Here is a 23216-nt window from a genome sequence, read left to right as displayed (position 1 = left end):
CAGGCGAGGGCGCCGTCAGGCGCCGGACGTGCTGAGCTACCGCTCCAGCCCGGCCAGCCCGGCCAGTTCGGCCAGCGTCCGCAGCGTATGACGGTCCGGAGCCAGTACCAGCAGGTCTGTGACGGGCCCCTTTCGCCACAACTCCAGGCGTTCCGCGATGCGTTCACGCGGACCGACCAACGAGATCTCATCGGCGAAGGCGTCCGGAACCGCCAGGACCGCCTCTTCCCGGCGCCCCGCCAGAAACAGCTCCTGGATTCGCCGCGCCTCCGCCTCGAACCCCATGCGCGCCATCAGATCTGCATGAAAGTTCCGCGCGGAGTGCCCCATCCCCCCGATATAGAACCCCAGCATCGCCTTGACCGGAAGCAGGCCCTCCGCCACGTCGTCGCAGACCTTCGCCCGCGCCATCGGCGCGACCATGAAGCCGTCGGGTGCCCCCTCCAGCGAAGCCTCGTACACATCGGCCCGCATCGGCGACCAGTAGAGCGGCAGCCAGCCGTCCGCGATCCGCGCCGTCTGCGCGATGTTCTTCGGCCCCTCCGCGCCGAGCAGCACCGGCAGATCCGCCCGCAGCGGATGCGTGATCGGCTTCAGGGGCTTGCCCAGGCCGCTCCCGTCCTCCCCCTGGTAGGGGTGGGAGTGGAAGCGCCCGTCAAGGGCCACCGGCCCCTCCCGCCGAAACACCTGGCGGATGACGTCCACGTACTCCCGCGTCGCGGTCAGCGGCGACTTCGGGAACGGCCGTCCGTACCACCCCTCCACCACCTGCGGCCCGGAGAGCCCGAGCCCGAGCATCATCCGCCCGCCGGACAGATGGTCCAGGGTCAGCGCGTGCATCGCCGTCGTGACCGGCGACCGCGCCGCCATCTGTACGACCGCCGTACCCAGCTTGATCCGTGAGGTCTGCGCCGCGATCCAGGTGAGGGGAGTGAAGGCGTCGGACCCCCATGCCTCCGCCGTCCACACGGAGTCGTATCCGAGCCGCTCGGCCTCCTGGGCGAGTGCCACGTGCCCGGGGTCGGGCCCGCGCCCCCAGTAGCCGAGTGCGAGTCCCAGGCGCATGCCCATACCCCGGTCCTTTCTGACGGTACGTCAGTTCGGTGCAGGGTGGCGACTGTACGACAACGGCCCCCCGCCCGGAAGGGCGAGGGGCCGCGAGGTGTCGCGAGGTACGGAGAGATCAGCCGCGCTGAATCCCCGTGGTGTCCTGCAGCACGCCACGACGGCCGTCCTGCGTCTGGGCCACCAGGCCGGGACCGCGCTGCTCGACGGCCAAGTACCAGGTGCCGGGCGCCAGTTCGGCGATCGGCGTCGGCGAACCGTCCTCCGCGTACAGCGGACGCGGCACCGGCACGGCGAACCAGAACGGCGAGAACTCACCGGTGGCCTGCGCCTGCCCGGGAGGCGGCGTCTGCTGCTGCGGCTGGCCGGGCTGACCCGGCTGGGCGCCGAAGGGCTGACCCTGCTGCGGCTGACCGGGCTGGGCGCCGTACGGCTGACCCTGCTGCGGCTGGCCCTGCGCACCCGGGTACCCGTACCCACCCTGCGGCTGGCCGCCGTAGGGCTGGGGCGCGGGGCGCGGGGCGCCGACGAGGGGAGCCTTGAAGGCGGGGACGGTCAGCGAGAGGATCGCCCCGGCGGCCATGACCAACGTGGCGATCAGCGCGAGGATGAGGCCGACGCCGGCGTCGACACCGGAGTCACCGCCGCCCGAGCCCACGTTGTCGTAGCCGCTGGACGGGTCGAAGATCTGCCCGAGGGCACTCCAGGCGGCGGCGATGGTGAAGGCGACGCCGAAGTGACCGAGGTCGAGACCGAGGACCTTCGGGGAAGTCGGCAGCCCGCGGGACACGACGATGCAGACAGCACCGATGATCCCGGCCAGGATGACACCCAGCAGGACCGGCCCGCTGTTCCAGGCGTTCGGCATGTCCAGGGAGTCCGGGGCGCCTTCGGCATCGAAGATGTCCAGGAACGATGCGATGAAGAGCAACACCGCTGCCCCGATCACCACGCCGTCGCCTCGAGTGAGAGAGCGGATATTCACTTCAGGTCCTTCGTAAGTCGTCTCGTCGGTGGAGGCGTCGCTCGCCCCAAGGTCGTGGTGCTGAGCGCGGGGATGGCCCCCCATCGTACGGAGGACATTATCGTTCACGCCGGTGGGGTGTCTGCTCGGGATAAAGACCAACCAACCCGTTATCCCCGACGAACCAACCCGTTATCCGCGCAGAAAGCTCACGATTCCGTCGGAGATCCCCTGCGCCGCCTTCTGCCGCCAGGCACCGCTGGTGAGCAACGCCTCGTCCTTCGCGTCGCGCATGTTGCCGCACTCGATGAAGACCTTCGGGACGGTGGAGAGGTTGAGGCCGCCCAGGTCCTTGCGCACGTCGAGCCCGGTGCCGTCGCCGACGTAGTTGGAGGGGGCGCTGCCGGTCGCGTTCAGGAACTTGCCCGCGATCCGCTCGCCCAAGTCGCGCGACGGGACGACGATCTCCGAGGTGTCCGCGTCGCCGGACTTCACCGATGCGGGAAGGATCACATGGAATCCGCGGTTGCCCGCGGCCGATCCGTCGGCGTGCACGGAGACGACGGCGTCCGCGTCGGCGTTGTTGCCGATGCGGGCACGCTCGTCGACGCAGGGCCCCCAGGGGCGGTCGCCGTCCTGGGTGAACTTGACCGTGGCGCCCTGCTTCTCGAGCAGCGTGCGCAGGCGGCGCGAGACGTCGAGGGTGAACTGGGCCTCGCTGTAACCGTTGTTGGTGGAGGTGCCCGTCGTGTCGCATTCCTTGCGGTGCGTGCCGACGTTGACGAGGCGGTTGATCTCGGCGGTGTGCTTGCCGTTGCCCGTGTTGTGACCGGGGTCGACGACGACGACCTTGCCCTTGAGCGGGCCGGAGGCGGCGGGGCGGGTGGAGGACTTGGGGGGCTTGGACGCGCTCGGCTCGTCGCTCGCGTCGCCGTCGCCCTTGTCACCCTTGTCACTCTTGCCGTCGTCCTTCTCGGACGCGGACGGGGAGGGCTCGGCGGCGGACGAGCCCTGCGCGGACTGGCTCGTGGAGGGAAGCGTTCTGTGTGGCTGACTGCCGCCGGGTCCGCTCGTCACCTCGTAGATGAGCCATCCCGCGAGGGCCGTCGGCACCAGCGCGGCGAGCGTCACGGTGAGAGGGCCGCCGGTGAAACGGCGGGGCGGGCGTGGGGGCTGGCTGTCCGGACCTACGTACGACACGAGAGCGACTCTAACGGGGAGGTCAGATCCCCGCTCCCGTTCGGCGCAGGACGCGCAGGGAGTCGGTTGCCGGGAGTTCGGTGAAGGCGCCGGACTCCAGGGCCCTGAGGTAGACGCGGTACGGGGCCTGGCCCGTCATGATGTCCGCCGGGTTCGGGAAGACGTCATGGATCAGGAGCAGGCCGCCCTCCGCGACGTGCGGGGCCCAGCCCTCGTAGTCGCCCGTCGCATGCTCGTCCGTGTGGCCGCCGTCGATGAAGACCAGACCCAGCGGGCCGCCCCAGGCCTTCGCCACCTGCGGCGAGCGGCCGACGATCGCGATCACGTGGTCCTCCAGGCCCGCGTGGTGCAGCGTGCGGCGGAAGGTGGGGAGCGTGTCCATGCGGCCGACCTCCGGGTCGACCGTCGCCGGGTCGTGGTACTCCCAGCCCGGCTGCTGCTCCTCGCTGCCGCGGTGGTGGTCCACGGTGATCGCCGTGACGCCTGCCGCGCGGGCGGCGTCCGCGAGCAGGATCGTGGAGCGGCCGCAGTACGTGCCGACCTCCAGGAGCGGCAGCCCGAGCGCCGCCGCCTCCGTCGCCGCGGCGTACAGGGCGAGGCCCTCGTCGGCCGGCATGAAGCCCTTGGCCGCCTCGAAGGCGGCGAGGATCTCCGGCGTGGGCTGGGGGGCGGCCATGGGGTCCTCCTGGGCTTCCGAAAAGCGGTGGGTCTCCGCCGTGGGCCGACCTATGCTGCCGCATGGCCCGGCCGATCATGGAGGCGGGGCCGTGCAGAGGAGTGGAAGGCGGCATGACCATGCAACTCGTACCGGCGGATCCGACGGTGCTGCATCCTTTTCCGGACCAGCCGCGCGTCGTGCTGCTCAAGCCGCTGGTGAAGTCGCCGTTGATCGAGGTGGGGGAGTTCTCCTACTACGACGATCCGGACGACGCGACCGCCTTCGAGACGCGCAACGTCCTCTACCACTACGGGCCCGAGAAGCTCCGTATCGGCAAGTTCTGTGCGTTCGGGACCGGGGTGCGGTTCATCATGAACGGCGCGAACCACCGGATGGACGGGCCCTCGACCTTCCCGTTCCCCGTCATGGGCGGGTCGTGGAGCGAGCACTTCGATCTCATCAGCGGGCTGCCGGGGCGGGGGGACACCGTCGTCGGCCATGACGTGTGGTTCGGGTACGGGGTGACGGTGATGCCCGGTGTGCGGATCGGGCACGGGGCCGTCATCGCCTCGGGGTCGGTCGTCGTGGACGACGTCCCTGACTACGGGATCGTCGGCGGCAACCCCGCCAAGCTCATCCGTACGCGGTACAGCGAGGACGAGGTGGCGCGGCTGCTGGCCGTCGGCTGGTGGGACTGGCCCGCGGAGCATCTGACCGAGCATGTCCGCACCGTGATGTCCGGGACCATCGACGAGCTGGAGAAGGCCGCGCCGCGGGCCTAGCGGCAGCCTTGGTGGCCGTCATCACCGGCTCCGCCGAGTTCGTCCTCAAACGCCGGACGGGCTGGAAATCCAGCCCGTCCGGCGTTCGAGGACGGCGCTCCGCCCTATGCCGGGACCCCGCTCCCGCCGGGCAGCGAAAGGTCCATCTCCACGGCCCTGTCGTTCCCGCGATACGCCGCCGCCGAGGCAAGCGGCGCATGCCCGGACGCCGTGGCCGCGAGGACGTACGAGCCGTCGCCCGGAACGGAGAGCGCGTAGCGGCCGCCCTCATCCGTCAGCGCCGACCCCGCCTGCCGCCCCCGGCGGTCGATCAACGTCACCTTGGCCCGTGCGACCGGCGCCCCGGCAGGGCTCAGGACGCGGCCGTGGAAACCGGCCAGCGCCTCCGTCGCCGCGCGCAGGTTCGCGTCCTCCTCGCTGCTGGCCCGGAGCTGGGTCTTGACCGAGCGGCGGGCGGAGGGCAGGAAGAGGGCGAAGACGAGGCCGAGGGCGACCGCACCCGTGGCGATAAGGAAGGACGTGCGGAAGCCCGTCATCGTCGGGACGGCGACGCCGCCCACGTGGTTCGCCGTGTTGGCGAGGACCATGCCGATCACGGCGGACGAGACCGACGTACCGATGGAGCGCATCAGCGTGTTGAGGCCGTTCGCCGCGCCCGTCTCCGAGGCGGGCACCGCGCCGATGATCAGCGCCGGGAGCGAGGAGTAGGCGAGGCCGATGCCCGCGCCGATCACCACCGCGATGATGATCGTCTGCCAGGCGGCACTCATCAGGCCGAGGCCCGCCCCGTAGCCGATCCCGATGATCAGCATGCCGAGGATCAGGGTGACCTTCGGGCCGTACTTCGCCGAGAGGCGGGCGTAGACCGGCGCCGTGAACATCATCGTGAGGCCCAGCGGCGCCACGCACAGGCCCGCGACGACCATGGACTGGCCGAGGCCGTAGCCGGTGGAGGTGGGGAGCTGGAGCAGCTGGGGCAGGACCAGCGAGATCGCGTAGAACGCCACGCCGACCATGATCGAGGCCAGGTTGGTGAACAGGACCGCCGGGCGGGCCGTGGTGCGCAGGTCCACCAGCGGCGCCTTGAGGCGCAGCTCCATCACGCCCCAGAGGACGAGGACGACCGCCGCCGCGCCGAACAGGCCGAGCGTCATGCCCGAGGTCCAGCCCCAGTCGCTGCCCTTGGTGATGGGGAGCAGGAAGAGGACGAGTCCCGCGGAGAGGCCGAGCGCGCCGGTCACGTCGAAGGTGCCCTGCGCCTTCACCGTGCTCTCGGGTACGAAGAGGACGGTCAGGAGCATCGATATGACGCCGAGGCCCGCCGCGCCGAAGAAGAGGGTGTGCCAGTCGGCGTGCTGCGCGGTCAGTGCCGCGAGCGGCAGCGCGAGGCCGCCGCCGACGCCGATGGAGGAGCTCATCAGGGCCATCGCGGAGCCGAGCTTCTCGCGGGGCAGCATGTCGCGCATCAGGCCGATGCCGAGCGGGATGGCGCCCATCGCGAAGCCCTGGAGGGCGCGGCCGACGATCATGATGACGAGGTTGTCGGTGAAGCCGCAGACCAGAGAGCCGACGACCATCACGGCGAGGCTCGCGAGCAGCATGCGGCGCTTGCCGTAGAGGTCGCCGAGGCGGCCCATGATCGGGGTGGAGACGGCGCCGGCGAGCAGGGTCGCCGTCATGACCCAGGTGGCGTTCGACGGCGTGGTGTCGAGCAGTGTCGGCAGGTCCTTGATGACCGGCACCAGGAGCGTCTGCATCACCGCGACGACGATGCCGGCGAAGGCGAGTACGGGGACGACTCCGCGGGTGCCGCGTTGGTGGGTCGTCGACTGCGTCATTACGTGGGGCCTCCGAGGGCGGTGCAAGGCTGGCAGGGGTACGTGCAATGCGAACCTGTTTCCCCGGGCGACTATTCCGACGGATGTCGTACGAGGGGAATTCTTGACCTGTTGTTAACCGGCCGGTTAAGGGCGGCATCGGTGACGGGTCGGGAGCGCCGCCGGGGCGGGCCGTATCTGACCCTGCGTCAGTCTTCCGGAAGATTGGAACGTGTTCTAGTGTGACGCCGTCCCGGAAGCTGCTACCGGCGAGGACGCGCATGGGCATCGGAATCACGCAGGAACAGCGGGAGTTGGCGGCGGCGGTGCGCGGCTGGATCGCCCGCGCGGTCCCGCCCGAGGAGACACGCAAGCTGCTCGACGCCCCGCCCGGCACCGGGGGCAGGCCCGCGCACTGGGACGGGCTCGCCGAGCAGGGGCTGCTCGCGGTGCACCTGCCCGAGGAGTGCGGGGGCGGGGGCGGCGACCTCGTGGACCTCGCGGTCGTCCTGGAGGAGGCCGGGCGGGCCGCGCTCCCGGGACCGTACCTGGCCGCCTCCCTCGCCTCGGTCGTCCTGCACCGGGCGGGCGCCGCCGCTCTGGCCGCCGATCTCGCCTCCGGGGCGCGGATCGGCGCCGTCGCGCTCGGCGCGGGCACGCTGACCGCGGTGTCCGTGGCGGGCGGCTACCTCCTCGACGGCACCGCGCCGCCCGTGCTCTGCGGGGCCGACGCCGACCTGCTGATCCTGGCCGCCGAGTCCGCCCGCGGAACCGTGTGGCTGGCCGTCGACGCGGCCGAGCTGACCGTACGTACCCAGGAGAGCGCCGATCCCACGCGGCCCACCGCCGAGGTGACGGCGGACGGCGTCGAAGTACCGGCCGGGCGGGTGCTGGGCGTCGACGCGGCACTCGTACGCGACCTGGCCTGTGCCCTGTACGCGGCGGACGCGTGCGGGGTGGCGGCCTGGGCGCTGGAGACGGCCACGGAATACGCGAAGGTGCGCGAGCAGTTCGGGCGCCCGATCGGACAGTTCCAGGCGGTCAAGCACCTCTGCGCGGACATGCTGGTACGCCTCGAACAGGCGCGGGCACTCACCTGGGACGCGGCACGAGCGGCGGACGGCCCCGCGCCCCACGATGATCTTCTGCCAGGTGACCCCTCGCAGGACGTGCGCAGTCTCGTCTGTGCGCTTGCCGTCGGTGTCGCCCTTGATGCCGCGTACTCCTGTGCCAAGGACGCCATCCAGGTGCTCGGTGGCATCGGCTTCACCTGGGAGCACGATGCGCATCTGTATCTGCGCAGGTCACTGGTCGCCCGGCAGCTGCTCGGTGCCGGTGACGCGCACCGGCTGCGGGCGGTGCGGCTCGCGGAGGGCGGGGCGCGCCGGGAGCTGCGGATGGAGCTGCCCCCGGAGGCGGCGGCCTACCGGGAGCAGGCGCGCCAGGCCATCGCCCCGGCCCGCGGCCTCGACCCGGCCGCCGCCCGCAAGGCCCTCGCGCCCACCGGCCATGCCGCACCGCACCTGCCCGAGCCGTACGGCCTCGGCGCGGGGCCCGTCCAACAGCTCGCCGTGCAGCAGGAATTGGCGGAATCCGGAGTGCGCGTCAGTGATCTCGGGATCGCCACCTGGGTGGTGCCCTCCCTCATCGCGTACGGGACACGGGAGCAGCAGGAGCGGTTCCTGGCGCCGACGCTCAGGGGCGAGGTGCTGTGGTGCCAGCTGTTCAGCGAGCCCGGCGCGGGCTCGGACCTGGCCGCGCTGCGGACACGGGCCGAGCGGGTCGAGGGCGGCTGGCTGATCAGCGGCCAGAAGGTGTGGACGAGCGCGGCGCAGTGGGCGGACCACGGCATCCTGTTGGCCCGCACGGACCCGGAAGCCCCCAAGCACAAGGGACTCACGTACTTCCTCGTCGACATGAAGCGGGCAAAGGGCATCGACATCCGCCCGCTGAAGGAGATCACCGGGGACTCCCTCTTCAACGAGGTCTACTTCGACGACGTCCTGCTGCCCGCCGACGCCGTCGTCGGCGAGGTGAACGACGGCTGGCGGGTCGCGCGCCACACCCTCGGCAACGAACGCGTCCACATGGCCGACCAGTTGACCTTCGACACCGGCCTTGAGGCACTCATCGAGCGCGCCGGCGAGCTCGACAGCGCGCTCGACGGCGCCTGCCGCGCACGGATCGGCGCGCTCGCCGCCGAGGCGCACGCGCTCGCCTGCATCGGCCTGCGGACGACGATGCGGCAGGTGGCCGGGGCGGAACCGGGAGCAGGGGCCTCCGTCCGCAAGCTCGTGCAGACCCCGCATCAGCAGAAGGTCGCAGAGCTGGCCCTCGAACTGCTCGGCCCCGCGGGCTCGGTGCGCGAGGGAGCGGGGGAGCGGGCGCTGCACGGTTTCTTGATGTCGCGCTGCCTGACCATCGCGGGCGGGACCACGCAGGTGCAGCTGAACGTCGTCGCGGAACGGCTCCTCGGCCTGCCGAGGGACCCCGAGCCGCGCCCCACCATCTGATGCGCTGAAGGAGACGGCTCGTGAAGGCATACATAGTCGGCGTCGGCATGACGAAGTTCGAGAAGCCCGAGACCCGGGACTGGCAGTACTGGGACATGGCGAAGGAGGCGGGGACGAAAGCGCTCGCCGATGCCGGGATCTCGTACGAGGACGTGGAGCAGGTGCCGGTCGGCTACTGCTTCCAGGCCTCGACGGCAGGGCAGCGGGCCGCGTACGAACTGGGTCTGACCGGTGTGCCCGTCTACAACGTGAACAACAACTGCGCGACGGCGTCGACCGCGCTGATGACGGCGCGGCAGTTCGTCGAGGGCGGCATCAACGACTGCGTGCTCGCGCTGGGCTTCGAGAAGATGGCGCGGGGCGCGCTGGGCGGTGGGAGCGACGGCGGGGACTTCAAGACATCCCCCGTCGCACGCCACTACGGCGTGATGGCGGCCCGCCACGGCTTCGAGATGACCCCGCCCACCGCCCAGATCTTCGGCAACGCGGCACGCGAGCACATGGAGAAGCACGGCACGAGCGAGGCGCAGCTCGCCGCGGTGGGCGCGAAGAACCACCGGCACTCGGTGAACAATCCGTACGCCCAGTTCCAGGACGAGTACACCGTCGACGAGATCCTCGCCGCCAAGACCATCCACCGCCCGCTCACCAAGCTGCAGTGCTCGCCGACCTCGGACGGGTCGGCCGCCGCGGTGGTGGTGTCGGAGCGGTTCGTCGAGCGGCACGGTCTGGAGGAGCGCGCCGTGGAGATCGCCGCGCAGGCGATGACCACGGACACGGGGGAGTCCTTCGGCTCGGGCTCGTGCATCGACGTCGTGGGGCAGCCGATGTCGCGGGCGGCGGCGCGGCAGGTGTACGAGAGGTCGGGTCTCGGCATCGAGGACGTCGACGTGATCGAGCTGCACGACTGCTTCTCGATCAACGAGCTCCTCACCTACGAGGCGCTCGGCATGTGCGCGGCGGGGGAGTCGGGGAAGCTCGTCGAGAGCGGCGCGACGACGTACGGCGGTCGCTGGGTGGTGAACCCCTCGGGCGGCCTGATCTCCAAGGGACACCCGCTCGGCGCGACGGGCATCGCCCAAGTGGCCGAGCTGACCTGGCAGTTGCGGGGCGAGGCGGTCGCGCGACAGGTGGCGGGGGCGCGGGTGGGGCTCGCGCACAACATCGGTCTCGGCGGGGCCGCGGTGGTGACGCTGCTGCGCAAGAGGTGAGGGAGGAGAAGAAAGGAGGGGCGGGGGAGGGACCGGGGTCCTAGGACCTGGGGCGGAGGATCTCTGCGGCGAAACCCCGATGCAAGGGGCATGCACTCCTGAGAGCATGTCTGTCATGGTCCAAACGCCCCCCGACACTTACATGCCCGCCACCCCACGGAAGTCCGCCCCCGTGTGGGCGGTGGTGCTCGTCGCCTGCGCGGGACAGTTCCTCGTCGTCCTCGACGTGTCCGTGGTGAACACTGCGCTGCCCTCGATGCGGGCCGACCTGGGCATGAGCGCGGTGGGCCTGCAGTGGGTGGTCAACGCGTACTCGATCGCCTTCGCGGGCTTCATGCTGCTCGGCGGGCGGGCCGGCGACCTCTTCGGCCGCAAGCGGATGTTCCTCGTCGGGCTCGCGCTCTTCACGGTGGCCTCGCTCGCGGGCGGCCTCGCGCAGGCCGAGTGGCAGCTGCTCCTCGCGCGGGCCGTGCAGGGACTCGGGGCGGCGGTGCTCGCCCCCTCGACCCTGACGATCCTGACCTCCGCGGTGCCCGAGGGGCCCGCACGCATACGGGCCATCGGCACCTGGTCGGCGGTCGGCGCGGGCGGCGGCGCGGCGGGCGGCCTGGTCGGCGGAGTCCTCACCGACCTGCTCTCCTGGCGCTGGGTGCTCCTGATCAACGTGCCGATCGGCGCGCTCGTCCTCGCGGCGGGCGTGCTGTGGCTGACCGAGAGCCGCGCGGGCGGCAGCCGCAAGCTCGACCTGCCGGGCGCGGTCCTGGTGACGGGCGGCCTCGCCACCCTCGCGTACGGCATCGTCCAGACCGAGGAGCAGGGCTGGACGGCGGCCGAGACCCTGGTGCCCCTGGCGGTGGGCCTCGCGCTGCTCGCGGCGTTCCTGGTGGTGGAGGCGCGGGCGGCGGTGCCGCTGATGCCGCTCAAGCTGTTCCGGGTGCGGTCGGTGTCGGCGGCGAACGCGGCGATGTTCGTGTGCGGCGCGGGAATGTTCGCCATGTGGATGTTCATGACGCTGTACGCGCAGAACGTCCTCGGCTACTCGGCGCTGAAGGCGGGCCTCGCCCTGATCCCGTCCTCGCTGACCATCGTCTTCGGCTCGAAGCTGGCGCCCCGCCTGATGCCGGTGCTCGGGGCGAAGAACGTGTCGCTGCTCGGCATCATCGTGGCGTCGGCCGGATTCGGCTGGCAGTCGATGATGACGGCCGACGGCGCGTACGTCACCTCGATCATGCTGCCCGGCATCGTGATGATGTTCGGCGCCGGCCTGGCCGCGACGCCGCTGGCCTCGCTCGGCACGTCCGGGGCGGCGCCGGGCGACGCGGGTCTCGTCTCCGGTCTCATCAACACCTCGCGCACGATGGGCGGGGCACTGGGCCTCGCGGTGCTCTCCACCGTCGCGGCCTCGCGGATGGGCGGTTCCACGAGCCCCGAGGCACTGACCGAGGGGTACGCGGCGGCGTTCAGGACCAGTGGGTTCATCCTGCTTGCGGGGGTCGTGGTGCTGCTGGTGTGGATGCCGAGGGAGCAAAGGAGCCCGTCCGGCGTTTGAGGACGAACTCGGCGGAGCCGGTGATTGACGGTGCCGGGGGCCGCGGGGCCACAAGCCATAACCCGGGTCAGGGCCCAGGGGCCAGTCACAACCAGCCCCGCTGCCTCGCCTCCCGTACCGCCTCCATCCGGTTCCGCGTCCCCGTCTTCCCGATCGCCGCGGAGAGGTAGTTCCGTACGGTCGACTCCGACAGATGCAGCTTCTCCGCGATGTCGGAGACCGTCGCGCCGTCCACCGAAGCCTTCAGGACGTCCGCCTCCCGGCCGGTCAGCGGGCTCGGCCCCTCGCTCAGGGCCGCCGCGGCCAGCGCGGGGTCGATCACCGTCTCGCCGCGCAGCGCCTGCCGGATCGCTTCCGCGAGGTCCTCCACCGGGCCGTCCTTGACCAGGAAACCCACCGCCCCCGCCTCCATGGCCCGGCGCAGATAGCCGGGCCTGCCGAAGGTCGTGAGGATGAGGACCCGGCACTCCGGGCACTCGTCCCGCAGGTCCGCCGCCGCGTCGAGCCCGCTGCGGCCCGGCAGCTCGATGTCGAGGAGTGCCACGTCGGGGCGGGCGTTCAGCGCCGCGTCCACGATCGCGTCACCCGCGCCCACCTGCGCGACGACCTCGATGTCCGCCTCCATGCCGAGCAGCAGCGCGAGCGCGCTCCGCATCATGCCCTGGTCCTCGGCGAGCAGGACTCTGATCATGGGGTGCGCTCCTCCAGGAGGGGGCCGGAACCAGAAGGGGAACCGGGACCGGAACCGGGGCCGGGGCTCGGCTCGGTGACCGGCAGCTCCGCCGTGACCCGGAATCCGCCGCCCGGTGCGGGGCCCGACTCCAGGGAGCCGCCCGCCGCCGCCAGGCGTTCGGCCAGGCCCTTCAGCCCGCTGCCGGGCGTCCCCGAGCCTACGCCGCGACCGTCGTCGGTGATCAGCAGCCGAGTCCGTTCGGCGGTGCCCGTCACCTCGATCTCGCAGCGGGTCGCCCGTGCGTGGCGTACGACGTTCGTGGCGGACTCCCGCACGACCCAGCCGAGCAGCGCCGCGGTCTGCGGGGCGAGCGGCGGGCCCGACTGGCGTACGACGGCCTCGATGCCCGCCGCGTCCAGGAGGTCGCGCGCCCGGTCGAGTTCCGTGGCCAGGCTGCCCTCGCGGTAGCCGGTGACCGCCTCGCGGACCTCGGTCAGGGCCTGGCGGCCGACGGACTCGATGTCGGAGACCTGGCCGAGCGCGGCGTCCAGGTCGCGGGGTGCGAGCCGCCGTGTCGCCTCCGCCTTCACGACGATCACCGAGAGCGTGTGGCCGAGCAGGTCGTGCAGGTCGCGCGAGAAACGCAGCCGCTCCTTCTCGACCGCGCTGCGGGCCAGCTCCTCGCGGGTGGAGCGCAGTTCCTTCACCGTCTCGGAGAGGGCGAGGATCGCGGCCGTCACCATGACGGAGATGAACGTGCCGTACGCGATGCCCGCCGCGTCCCAGCCGTCCTTGATGCCGCCGACCACCGCCGCCGTGATGCTCAGGGCGAACGCCGCCGGAACGAGCTGCCGGCCCCGGAGCACCGAACCCGTGGCCAGGCCGAGCAGCGGGAAGAACATCAGCCAGCTGTCGCCGTAGCCGATGGCGAGGGCGAGGGTGACCGCGGTCAGCGCGAGGAGGAGCTGCTTGGTGACGCGTGCCTCCCGCGCCCTCTTGTCGAAGGCGCGGAACACGACGCTGATGTAGAGGGAGTTGAAGACCAGCAGGCCGAGCCCGCCGAGCCAGGGGTTGCCCGTCTCGCCCTGGAGGACGTTGGAGAAGGAGCCCATCCCCATCAGGAGCCAGGGCAGCATCGCGAAGCCGTTGGGCGGGCCCAGGTCCTCGGGTCTGCTCCGGCCGGACTTCTCCCGCGCCCGCACCTCGGCCAGCTGGTCCCTGCTGCTGTGCGTCCAGCGGGCGAGCCGCGTGTGCCGCTGCCAGAAGCCCTTCGCCGCCACCTTCACCGACATCGTTTCTCCTGTCGCGCCGCGGCGCCTCGTCCCAGGCTGCCGACCTTACGGAGCCGGGGCCGGAAAGCGGCAGATGTGGTTGTACGGACTCGGCCGGTACAAATGTCACGGGCCGGGCGAGGCGGCCCGCCGAGCACTATCTGACGTGACGTCAGGAGTCTTCACAACTACCGGGCCCTCGGCTATACATGGGATCGCCGGACTGGAACGCGTTCTAGAACGGGCTCCTTCCGGCCCTGTTGCGACCTCGGTGCGACCGACGGTGCGGACGGCCGCACCGAGGTCTTCAGACCGGTCAAGGAGCTGCCACCACATGCCCATCGATGCCGCGAAAGCACTGGCCGCGGAGCCCAGGTCGGCCGAGATCACCTGGGATCACAAGGACATCCAGCTCTACCACCTGGGCCTCGGCGCGGGCGTCCCCGCCACCGACCCCGACGAGCTGCGCTACACCCTGGAGTCCAGGCTGCACGTCCTGCCCAGCTTCGCGACCGTCGCGGGCGCCGGCATGGGCGTCGTCGGCGGTCTCTCGGCCCCCGGCGTCGAGGTGAACCTGGCCGCGGTCCTGCACGGCGGCCAGAGCATCACGCTGCACCGCCCGATCCCGGTCAAGGGCGAGGCCGTCACCACCTCCAAGGTGGCTGCCGTGTACGACAAGGGAAAGGCCGCGATCCTCGTCCTGCGCACCGAAGTGGCCGACGCGGAGGGCCCGTTGTGGACGAGCGACGCCCAGATCTTCGTACGCGGTGAAGGCGGATTCGGCGGCGAACGCGGACCCTCGACCCGCCTCCCGGCCCCCGAGGGCGAGCCCGACAGGACCGTCGAGCGCCCCGTCCGCGAGGAGCAGGCGCTGCTCTACCGCCTCTCGGGGGACTGGAACCCGCTGCACGCCGACCCCGAGTTCGCCAAGCTCGCCGGCTTCGACCGGCCGATCCTGCACGGTCTGTGCACCTACGGCATGACGCTCAAGGCCGTCGTCGACACGGTGCTCGGCGGCGATGTGTCGCGGGTGCGGAGCTACAGCACACGCTTCACCGGGATCGTCTTCCCCGGCGAGACCCTGCGCATCCGTATGTGGAGCCCGCAGAGCGGCCGCGTCCAGGTCTCGGTGACAGCCGCCGAACGGGACGACGCGCCGGTCCTCGCCGACACGATCGTCGAGCACGCCTGAAGCGCGGTGCCTCGCCTGAACCGCCGTACCCGCCTGAAACGCCGTACCGCCTGAATTTCGTACGAGAGGAGCCGCACCATGCGCGCAGCCGTACTGCACGAGATAGGCCAGGACAAGCTGGAGGTCCTCGACGACGTCGAGGCGGTGGGCTTCGGCCCCGGCAAGGTGAAGATCCGGGTGCGGGCCACCGGCCTGTGCCACTCCGACATCTCCGCGATGAACGGCGTACTGCCGCAGCCCGCACCCTTCATCCCCGGCCACGAGGGCGCGGGCGAGATCGTCGACGTCGGCGACGGCGTGAGCGGGATCAGCCGGGGAGACCGGGTCCTGGTGTGCTGGCTGCCCGCCTGCGGCCAGTGTCCGGCGTGCAAGCGCGGCCAGAGCCAGCTGTGCCTCGCCGGTTTCATGAACGCGGGCACCCCCAACTTCAAGCGCCCCGGCGGGGACGTCTTCGGCTTCGCGGGCACGGGCACCTTCACCGAGGAGGTCGTGGTCGACGCGGGCTGCGCCGTGCCGATCCCGGACGACGTGCCCTTCGACATCGCGGCCCTGATCGGCTGCGGGGTGACGACGGGGCTCGGCGCGGCCATCAACACCGCGAAGGTGGAGGCCGGTTCGTCGGTCGCCGTCATCGGCTGCGGCGGCGTCGGCATCTCCGCGATCCAGGGCGCGCGGCTCAAGGGCGCGGCGCAGATCGTCGCCGTCGACCCGGTGGCATCGCGGCGCGAGGCCGCGCTGCGGTTCGGCGCCACGGAGGCGGTCTCCCCGGACGAACTCGCCGACGCCAAGCAGCGGATCACCGCGGGCGAGGGCTTCGACTACGTCTTCGAGGTCGTCGGCAAGTCCGCCACCGCCCGTACCGCGTACGAGACGACGCGGCGCGGCGGCACGCTGGTCGTCGTCGGCGCGGGCGCCATGGACGACAACCTCCAGCTGAACATGTTCGAGCTGTTCTTCGACGAGAAGAGGATCCTGCCGTCCATGTACGGCGGCGGCGACGTCCTGCAGTCCTACGAGAGGGCCATCGCGCTGTGGCGCGCGGGCCGGATCGACCTGGAGAGCCTCATCACCCACCGGGTGCCGCTCTCCGAGATCAACGAAGCGCTTGACCAGATGCGTACGGGCGTCGCGCTGCGTACGTGCATCGAGATCTGAGAGGACTTCGATCCCTGATGGCACAGCCATTGCCACGGCCACTGGACGGTTTGGCCGCGATCGTGACGGGCGCGGGCCGGGGGCTCGGTCGTGCGGAGGCCCTCGAACTCGCCCGGCTCGGCGCGAGCGTCGTCGTCAACGACTTCGGGCAGCCGGGCCGTGACGGCTCGGGCGAGGCGTCCGCGACGCCCGCCGAGGAGGTCGCCGCCGAGATCCGCGCGGCGGGCGGGCAGGCAGTCGCGCACCTGGGCGATGTCGCGGACCACGAACAGGCGCGCGGGCTCGTCCAGTTGGCGGTCGACACCTACGGCAAGCTCGACATCCTGGTGAACAACGCGGGCATCCTGCGGGACCGGATGATCTTCTCGATGAGCGAGAGCGAGTGGGACTCGGTCATCCACGTCCACCTCAAGGGCCACTTCAACACGTCGCACTTCGCGTCCGTGCACTGGCGCGAGCGGTCCAAGGCGGCGGGCGGCCCTGTCTACGGCCGGATCGTCAACACCTCGTCGGAGGCGTTCCTCGCGGGCTCTGCGGGTCAGCCGAACTACGCGGCGGCCAAGGGCGGCATCGTCGGCCTGACGACGTCGAGCGCGCTGGCGCTCGGCAAGTACGGCGTGACGGCGAACGTCATCTGTCCCCGGGCGCGGACCCGGATGACGGAGGACGTTTTCGCGGGCTACCAGGAGCCGGGCGCGGGCGAGCTCGACGCGCTCGCCCCCGAGCATGTGGCCCCTCTGGTCGGCTACTTGGCGTCACCCGCCGCGGCCGGCGTCAACGGCCAGCTGCTCGTCGTGCACGGCGGGATGGTGGCGGTGGTCGAGCGCCCCAAGGTGGCGGCGAAGTTCGACACGGCGAAGGACGTTTTCACGTACGAGGAACTGGAGGAGGCCCTGACGCCTTATTACGCGGGGCGGCCGGAGGGGGAGACGTTCGCGGCGTCGGAGGTGCTGGGGCTGAAGCGGGGCTGACCCTGACGCAAACGCCGGACGGGCTGGGAATCCAGCCCGTCCGGCGTTTGAGGACGAACTCGGCGGAGCCGGTGATGATCCGGCGCCCAAGGCCAGGGGCCCTACTCGTCGCCTTGGCGGCGGTGCCGCCCCTGCGGCGGCGCCGGAGCGTCATGCTCGGCCACAGGCCCCCGATGCCTACCGGCACCGGAAGTACCCGCCGCCTCCCGCGGCTCGGGATTCCGCTCGGATTCCGTACGTATCTCGGTTCTGGTCAACACATTCACCCCGTAAAAGCTGTAACTCTGTAAAGAAGATCGTTCGGTGCGGCCGGGCGAGTCTAACCAACGCCCGCACGCCCGTTGAGGGGCGCCTGCTGCAACGGAACGGGCCGCGCGGCAACCACCGCGGGCGCAGCCACCGGAGCAGGAGGTTCCAGCTCCGCGACCCCGCACGGAACCGCCTCCGTGACATACGGAAGACGCAGCGCACCCTCCCGCGTCCACCACCCCGAACCGGCCAACCACCCTTCGGGCGCCGCCAGTTGATGCAGGCGCCGCTCGGCGGGCCGCCACAGGCCGAGCCAGCTCCCCGCCGCCCCGTCGATCCGCAGCGCCACCGCACAGCTCTCCGGCATCAGCGTCTGACCGGGCTGTATGGCGAACGGCGTCACCGCGAGGTCCGGCAGCCGCAGGCACTCGGGAAAACGCACCGGCCGCGTGCCGCCGAGCACCCCCCAGCCGAGCCTGTCGTGGCCCGGCGCGTCCGAGCGGATCAGGAGCAGCCCGCTGTCGGGGTCCGCGAGCAGCAGCCGGTCGTCGCTCTCGTCGGCGATCTGGAGAAGGGGCGACACCTCGCCGCCCCGCTCCAGGTCCACCGCCACCGTCTTGACCCGGCCGCCCAGCTCCCGGTCCAGGGCCAGCATCCGGCCCTCCCCGTCCAGCCAGACCCCGCCCGAACAGTGCCCGGGGATCTCCGCGACGTGCTCGGGACCGAAGGCGCCGCCCGCCACCAGCCACAGGGCGGTCGACCCCGCGCCCACCGCGAGCGCGTACGCGTGACCGGCCGCCGGTGAGGGCGGCAGCAGCGTCAGCCGGGACTCGCCGCACTCCACGGCGCCGAGCGGGATCTCGCCGGTCTCCGGGCCCGTCGGGTAAAGGAGCGCGAAGACGTGCCGGCCGTCGACGACGCGGTGGATCAGGACCCGGCCGTCGGCCATCGGGAGCACCTCGGTGCCGGGCTCCTCGGGCTGATGGCAGGGCAGCGGCACCGCGTACGGCTCGGGGGAGTCGAGGGTCCAGCGCTCGGGGAACCAGGAATCGCCGTCAAGGGCGAGACGGGCTGCGTACGCACCGTCGGCGGTGATGACCGGGGGCGCCGCGGGCGCTGCGGGCACCGGGGGAGACGTCGGCGCGGTCATGGGCTCGGGCTCAAGGGTGGGCGCTGTCATGGGGGAACCTCCGGGCCACGAAGCTAGTTTTCGCACGCGCTGCCGTGGCACCTGTGACGCCCGTTTCACACAGAAGGGTGGCGATGTACGGATTCGCCTGAGGGGGCGGGGGTGGTTGTGCTGGGTGAGGAGTCCGCGCTTAAGGTAAGGCCCACCTAAGTGATTGCGGGCCTGCGGAAGCGGCAGCAGCACACCCCCTGGAGCCTGGAGCACCGATGGCACCGCTTGCACCGTTTTCTCCGTCCGCACGGTCCGTACGACCCCGCCGCCACCGGGCCACCGCCGCCCTCGCGCTCGCCGTGGCCGGCGCGCTCTCCCTCGCGGCCTGCGGGTCCGGCGACGACTCCGGAAAGTCCGGCGACGGCACCGGCAGCAAGGCCGTGGCCCAGGGCGGCGAGGACTTCTCCAAGGCCGCCGAGCAGACCGCGAAGATGGGCACGACGGCGAAGGCGGGCGAGTTCCCGCGCACCATCACGCACGCCCGCGGCAAGACCGAGCTGAAGGCACAGCCCAAGCGGGTCGTGGTCCTGGACGTCGGCGAGCTCGACAACGTCGTCTCGCTGGGTGTGAAGCCCGTCGGGTACGCGCCCACCGAGGGCGACGACGGCATTCCGGGCTACCTCAAGAAGGACGCGGGCAGCCCCAAGGACGTGGGCACGATCAACGCCCTCAACCTGGAGGCGATCGCGAACCTGAAGCCGGACCTGATCCTCGGCAGCGAACTGCGCGCCGCCAAGCTCTACCCGCAGCTCTCCAAGATCGCCCCGACGGTCTTCTCCATCCGCCCCGGCTTCACGTGGAAGGAGAACTACCTCCTGAACGCCGCCGCGCTCGACAAGACCGCCAAGGCGAAGACGGAGCTGGCCGCGTACGAGGAGAAGGCGAGGTCCCTGGGCCGGGACCTCGGCGACGACAAGCCGACGATCACGATGCTCCGTTACATGCCGGACCGCGTCCGCCTCTACGCGAAGGCGTCCTTCATCGGCACGATCCTCGCCGACACCGGCCTGCCCCGCCCGAAGAACCAGCAGGTCAACGACCTCGCCACGGAGATCAGCACCGAGAAGATCGACGAGGCCGACGCCGACTGGATCTTCACGGGCGTCTACGGCGACCCGGAGAAGACGGGCCGCTCCGAGGCCGAGAAGAACCCCCTGTGGAAGAAGCTCGGCGCGGTCAAGGCCGGCCGGGCCAAGAACGTCCCGGACGAGACGTGGTACCTGGGCCTCGGCGTGACGGCGGCGAACGAGGTCCTGGGAGACCTCAGGGGCTTCCTCTCCAAGTAGTGCCCCGTAGGCCGCGGCAGGGCCGCATCCATGTGCGGCTCCGCCGCGGGGCGCTCAGTAGCAGGCCGTAGCGGTGCGTAACGCACGCCATGCCGAGAGCGGCGGGAAGGTAGCCTTTCTCCGTGCCCCGTCTGTCTGAAGTCATCGCCGCCCTCGACGCCCTGTGGCCCGCCGAACTCGCCGAGAGCTGGGACGCGGTCGGCACGGTCTGCGGCGACCCCGACGCGGAGGTCTCCCGGGTCCTGTTCGCCGTCGACCCCGTCCAGGAGATCGTCGACGAAGCGGTGAAGCTGGGCGCCCAGCTCCTGGTCACGCACCACCCGCTCTATCTGCGCGGCACGACGACCGTCTCGGCGGCCACCTTCAAGGGCCGGGTCGTCCACGACCTCATCAAGAACGACGTGGCGCTGCACGTCGCGCACACCAATGCGGACCGCGCCGACCCCGGTGTCTCCGACGCCCTCGCGGGCGCGCTCGACCTCCGGATCGTCCGGCCCCTCGTACCGGACCCGGCGGATGCGCACGGCCGCCGCGGCCTCGGCCGGATCTGCGAGCTCGAACACCCGCTGACGCTCCGCGAACTCGCCGACCGCGCCGCCGAGCGGCTGCCCGCCACCGCGCAGGGCATCCGCGTCGCGGGCGACCCGGAGCAGCTCGTCCGCACCCTCGCGGTCAGCGGCGGCTCCGGCGACAGCCTCTTCGACGACGTACGCGCGTCCGGCGTGGACGCCTTTCTCACCGCGGACCTGCGCCACCACCCGGTGTCGGAGGCCCGCGCACAGACTCCGCTCGCGCTGCTCGACGCCGCGCACTGGGCCACCGAGTGGCCGTGGTGCGAACTGGCGGCGACGCAGCTCGATCAGATCTCCGACCGTCACGGATGGGGACTTCGCGTCCACGTCTCCAAGACGGTCACCGACCCCTGGACCGCCCACGCGGCCTCGAATACCCACACCACAGGAGCCCCCAACTGAACGCCGCGCCCGCCGACCAGATCCGACTCCTCGACGTCCAGGCACTCGACGTACGCCTCCAGCAGCTGGCGCACCGGAAGAAGTCCCTGCCCGAGCACGCCGAGATCGAGTCGCTGAACAAGGACATCGCGCAGCTGCGCGATCTGCACGTCGCCTCGACGACCGAGGAGAGCGACTGCGCCCGCGAGCAGACCAAGGCGGAGCAGGACGTCGACCAGGTGCGCCAGCGCGCCAACCGCGACCAGCAGCGCCTGGACTCGGGTGCCGTGACGTCGCCCAAGGACCTGGAGAACCTCCAGCGCGAGATCGCCTCGCTCGCCAAGCGCCAGGGTGACCTGGAGGACGTCGTCCTCGAGGTCATGGAGCGCCGCGAGTCCGCCCAGGAGCGGGTCTCCGAGCTGGCGGAACGTGTCTCCTCGGTCCAGTCGAAGATCGACGACGCGACGGCCCGCCGTGACGCCGCCTTCGAGGAGATCGACGGCGAGGCCGCCACGGTCACCAAGGAGCGCGAGGTCGTGGCCGGTTCGGTCCCCGCCGACCTGCTCAAGCTCTACGACAAGCTGCGCGTCAAGGAGGGCGGCATCGGCGCCGCCAAGCTCTACCAGCGGCGCTGCGAGGGCTGCCGCATCGAGCTGGACATCACCGGGGTCAACGAGGTGAAGGCGGCGTCGCCCGACACGGTCGTGCGCTGCGAGAACTGCAGCCGCATCCTCGTCCGCACGTCCGAGTCGGGCCTGTAGGGGACGGTGGCAGTGCGGGAGTCCGTCCGAGAGCCTGTCCGGGAGTCTGTCCGGGAACTGATCGTCGAGGCCGACGGCGGGTCGCGGGGCAACCCGGGGCCCGCGGGCTACGGCTCGGTCGTCATCGACGCGGCCACGGGGGAGACCCTGATGGAGGCCGCGGAGTACATCGGCGTCGCGACGAACAACGTGGCCGAGTACAAGGGTCTGGTGGCCGGCCTGAAGGCGGCACACGACCTCGACCCGGCCGCCTCGGTCCACGTCCGGATGGACTCCAAGCTCGTCGTCGAGCAGATGTCGGGCCGCTGGAAGATCAAGCACCCCGACATGAGGCCGCTCGCCGCCGAGGCCGCGCGGATCTTCCCGCCCGACCAGGTGACGTACGAGTGGATCCCGCGCGCGCAGAACAAGCACGCGGACCGGCTCGCCAACGAGGCGATGGACGCGGGCAAGCGGGGCGAGCAGTGGTCGGCGTCGGACTCGACGGCGGAGTTCGACGCGCGGGCGGCGCGGCAGGCTGCTGTTCCGTCTGCCCCTGCGGGCCCTCCGGGGGACGCGGTCGCCGGTGCGGCGAGGGCGCGGGCGGCGCTGGCGGGGACGGCGGGGACGGCGGCGGCTGACGTGCGGGCCGCGAGCGGCGTTGCGGCGCAGGCGACCCCACCCGTCGGCTGGGCGGCGCCCGCTGACCTGGGTGCCCCTGCGACCTTCGTGCTGCTGCGGCACGGGGAGACCGCGCTGACGCCCCAGAAACGCTTCTCCGGCAGTGGGGGCTCCGACCCCTCCCTCTCCGAGGTGGGCCGGGAGCAGGCGGCGCGCGCGGCCGAGGCGTTCGCCGCGCGGGGCACGATCCAGGCGATCGTCTCCTCGCCGCTGAAGCGGTGCCAGGAGACGGCGCAGGCGGTCGCCGTCCGGCTGGGCCTCGACGTACGGGTCGACGAGGGTCTGAGGGAGACGGACTTCGGTTCCTGGGAGGGCCTGACGTTCGGCGAGGTGCGTTCGCGTCAGCCGGATGACCTCAACGCCTGGCTCGCCTCCCCGGATGCGGCGCCTCCGGGCGGCGAGTCCTTCGCGGCGGTGGCCCACCGGGTCTCGGAGACCCGTGAGCGCCTCACCACGGAGTACGCGGGCCGCACGGTGCTCCTGGTCACGCACGTCACCCCGATCAAAACCCTGATCCGCCTGGCCTTGGGCGCCCCACCGGAGTCCCTGTTCCGCATGGAACTCTCGGCGGCGTCGGTCTCAGCGGTGGCGTACTACGCAGACGGCAACGCCTCGGTCCGCCTCCTGAACGACACGTCGCACTTGCGTTAGGCGTTTGGCGGGGGCGAGCGGGGGCCGGCCGCGGCTTCCCTGTGGGTCAGGGGGGGCTGACCGCGCAGTTCCCCGCGCCCCTGGGGGGCATGCCGTCGTGTTCCCTCTGCGGGTCAGCGGGGGCTGAGCGCGCAGTTCCCCGCGCCCCTTCGGGCGCGGTGCACCGGGGCCCCGCAAGGGGCGCGAGGAACGGCGCGCGCAACCACGATGCACCCGCAGGTATCAGCGGGGGCTGAGGGCCCCGTAAGGGGCGCGGGGAACGGCGCGATCAGCCACGAAGCACCCGCAGGGATCGTCAGGGGCGCGGGGAACTGCGCGAGCGACCACGAAGCACCCGCAGGGACCAGCGCGGGCTAGGGCTGCTAGGGGCGCGGGGAACTGCGCGAGCGGCCACGAAGCACCCGCAGGGATCCGCGGGGAACGATGCCACCAGCCACAAAGCACCCGCAGGGCCC

19 protein-coding genes are annotated in these 23216 nt (G+C 71.6%); 11 read left to right on the top strand and 8 right to left on the bottom strand.

From position 1 onward, the window contains the following. Positions 1-36: 36 nt before the first annotated feature. From AB0I66_RS16100 to AB0I66_RS16085, 4 genes are all read right to left on the bottom strand, one after another. On the bottom strand, positions 37-1065 hold the full coding sequence (locus AB0I66_RS16100) for an LLM class F420-dependent oxidoreductase (protein ID WP_363208699.1): 1029 nt from the start codon (positions 1063-1065) through the stop codon (positions 37-39). Between the two features lie 118 nt (positions 1066-1183). Further along, the gene (locus tag AB0I66_RS16095) at positions 1184-2050 is read right to left on the bottom strand and encodes a hypothetical protein (RefSeq protein ID WP_363208447.1); all 867 of its coding nucleotides are present in this window, start codon (positions 2048-2050) and stop codon (positions 1184-1186) included. A 171-nt stretch (positions 2051-2221) separates the two neighbouring features. Then, positions 2222-3229: an N-acetylmuramoyl-L-alanine amidase gene (locus AB0I66_RS16090; protein ID WP_363208446.1), complete on the bottom strand. Its 1008-nt coding sequence runs from the start codon at positions 3227-3229 to the stop codon at positions 2222-2224. A gap of 22 nt (positions 3230-3251) precedes the next feature. Next, the gene (locus AB0I66_RS16085; RefSeq protein ID WP_363208445.1) at positions 3252-3905 is read right to left on the bottom strand and encodes a class I SAM-dependent methyltransferase; all 654 of its coding nucleotides are present in this window, start codon (positions 3903-3905) and stop codon (positions 3252-3254) included. 119 nt (positions 3906-4024) lie between these two features. On the opposite strand from AB0I66_RS16085, the gene AB0I66_RS16080 reads away from it, so the two are divergent. Next, positions 4025-4669 (top strand): CatB-related O-acetyltransferase, encoded by a 645-nt coding sequence (locus tag AB0I66_RS16080; protein WP_363208698.1) that lies wholly within the window; start codon positions 4025-4027, stop codon positions 4667-4669. A gap of 104 nt (positions 4670-4773) precedes the next feature. Here AB0I66_RS16080 and AB0I66_RS16075 read toward each other — a convergent pair whose 3' ends face one another. Further along, complete coding sequence (locus tag AB0I66_RS16075; protein WP_363208444.1) at positions 4774-6507, bottom strand: MFS transporter; 1734 nt, start codon at positions 6505-6507, stop codon at positions 4774-4776. Between the two features lie 260 nt (positions 6508-6767). Here AB0I66_RS16075 and AB0I66_RS16070 point away from each other — a divergent pair, with 260 nt between their 5' ends. From AB0I66_RS16070 to AB0I66_RS16060, 3 genes are all read left to right on the top strand, one after another. After that, on the top strand, positions 6768-8999 hold the full coding sequence (locus AB0I66_RS16070) for an acyl-CoA dehydrogenase (protein WP_363208443.1): 2232 nt from the start codon (positions 6768-6770) through the stop codon (positions 8997-8999). Between the two features lie 20 nt (positions 9000-9019). Further along, positions 9020-10210, top strand: a complete 1191-nt coding sequence (locus tag AB0I66_RS16065; protein ID WP_363208442.1) for a lipid-transfer protein — start codon at positions 9020-9022, stop codon at positions 10208-10210. 115 nt (positions 10211-10325) lie between these two features. Continuing rightward, positions 10326-11759, top strand: coding sequence for an MFS transporter (locus AB0I66_RS16060; RefSeq protein ID WP_363208441.1), 1434 nt, complete (start codon positions 10326-10328; stop codon positions 11757-11759). Positions 11760-11844: 85 nt separating this feature from the next. Here the strand turns inward: AB0I66_RS16060 and AB0I66_RS16055 are convergent, their stop codons facing one another. Next, positions 11845-12450, bottom strand: coding sequence for a response regulator transcription factor (locus tag AB0I66_RS16055; RefSeq protein ID WP_363208440.1), 606 nt, complete (start codon positions 12448-12450; stop codon positions 11845-11847). Then, entirely contained in the window at positions 12447-13724 is a 1278-nt protein-coding gene (locus tag AB0I66_RS16050) for a sensor histidine kinase (RefSeq protein WP_363208439.1), read from the bottom strand. The genes AB0I66_RS16055 and AB0I66_RS16050 overlap by 4 nt, the downstream gene beginning before the upstream one ends. Positions 13725-14037: 313 nt before the next feature. Between AB0I66_RS16050 and AB0I66_RS16045 the strand changes: the two genes are divergently transcribed. The 3 genes from AB0I66_RS16045 to AB0I66_RS16035 all read left to right on the top strand — a co-directional run bounded on the left by AB0I66_RS16045 (position 14038) and on the right by AB0I66_RS16035 (position 17021). Further along, positions 14038-14895, top strand: a complete 858-nt coding sequence (locus AB0I66_RS16045) for a MaoC/PaaZ C-terminal domain-containing protein (RefSeq protein WP_363208438.1) — start codon at positions 14038-14040, stop codon at positions 14893-14895. Between the two features lie 78 nt (positions 14896-14973). Further along, positions 14974-16050, top strand: coding sequence for a Zn-dependent alcohol dehydrogenase (locus AB0I66_RS16040; protein WP_363208437.1), 1077 nt, complete (start codon positions 14974-14976; stop codon positions 16048-16050). Positions 16051-16067: 17 nt separating this feature from the next. Beyond that, on the top strand, positions 16068-17021 hold the full coding sequence (locus tag AB0I66_RS16035; RefSeq protein WP_363208436.1) for a 3-oxoacyl-ACP reductase: 954 nt from the start codon (positions 16068-16070) through the stop codon (positions 17019-17021). 319 nt (positions 17022-17340) lie between these two features. Here AB0I66_RS16035 and AB0I66_RS16030 read toward each other — a convergent pair whose 3' ends face one another. Further along, positions 17341-18420 (bottom strand): hypothetical protein, encoded by a 1080-nt coding sequence (locus AB0I66_RS16030; RefSeq protein ID WP_363208697.1) that lies wholly within the window; start codon positions 18418-18420, stop codon positions 17341-17343. A 245-nt stretch (positions 18421-18665) separates the two neighbouring features. On the opposite strand from AB0I66_RS16030, the gene AB0I66_RS16025 reads away from it, so the two are divergent. The 4 genes from AB0I66_RS16025 to AB0I66_RS16010 all read left to right on the top strand — a co-directional run bounded on the left by AB0I66_RS16025 (position 18666) and on the right by AB0I66_RS16010 (position 22761). Next, entirely contained in the window at positions 18666-19736 is a 1071-nt protein-coding gene (locus tag AB0I66_RS16025; protein WP_363208435.1) for an iron-siderophore ABC transporter substrate-binding protein, read from the top strand. Between the two features lie 122 nt (positions 19737-19858). Then, the gene (locus tag AB0I66_RS16020) at positions 19859-20710 is read left to right on the top strand and encodes a Nif3-like dinuclear metal center hexameric protein (RefSeq protein WP_363208434.1); all 852 of its coding nucleotides are present in this window, start codon (positions 19859-19861) and stop codon (positions 20708-20710) included. After that, the gene (locus tag AB0I66_RS16015; RefSeq protein WP_363208696.1) at positions 20707-21450 is read left to right on the top strand and encodes a C4-type zinc ribbon domain-containing protein; all 744 of its coding nucleotides are present in this window, start codon (positions 20707-20709) and stop codon (positions 21448-21450) included. The genes AB0I66_RS16020 and AB0I66_RS16015 overlap by 4 nt, the downstream gene beginning before the upstream one ends. Before the next feature lie 12 nt (positions 21451-21462). Continuing rightward, positions 21463-22761 carry a bifunctional RNase H/acid phosphatase gene (locus tag AB0I66_RS16010; RefSeq protein WP_363208433.1) on the top strand — a complete coding sequence of 433 codons (1299 nt, stop codon included), beginning with the start codon at positions 21463-21465 and terminating at the stop codon, positions 22759-22761. The last annotated feature ends 455 nt before the right edge of the window (positions 22762-23216 follow it).

It is taken from the genome of Streptomyces sp. NPDC050439, assembly GCF_040655335.1.
Taxonomy (GTDB): Bacteria; Actinomycetota; Actinomycetes; order Streptomycetales; family Streptomycetaceae; genus Streptomyces.
Note: the sequence above shows the minus strand (reverse complement) of the source record. Positions and strands in the feature narration are given on the sequence as shown.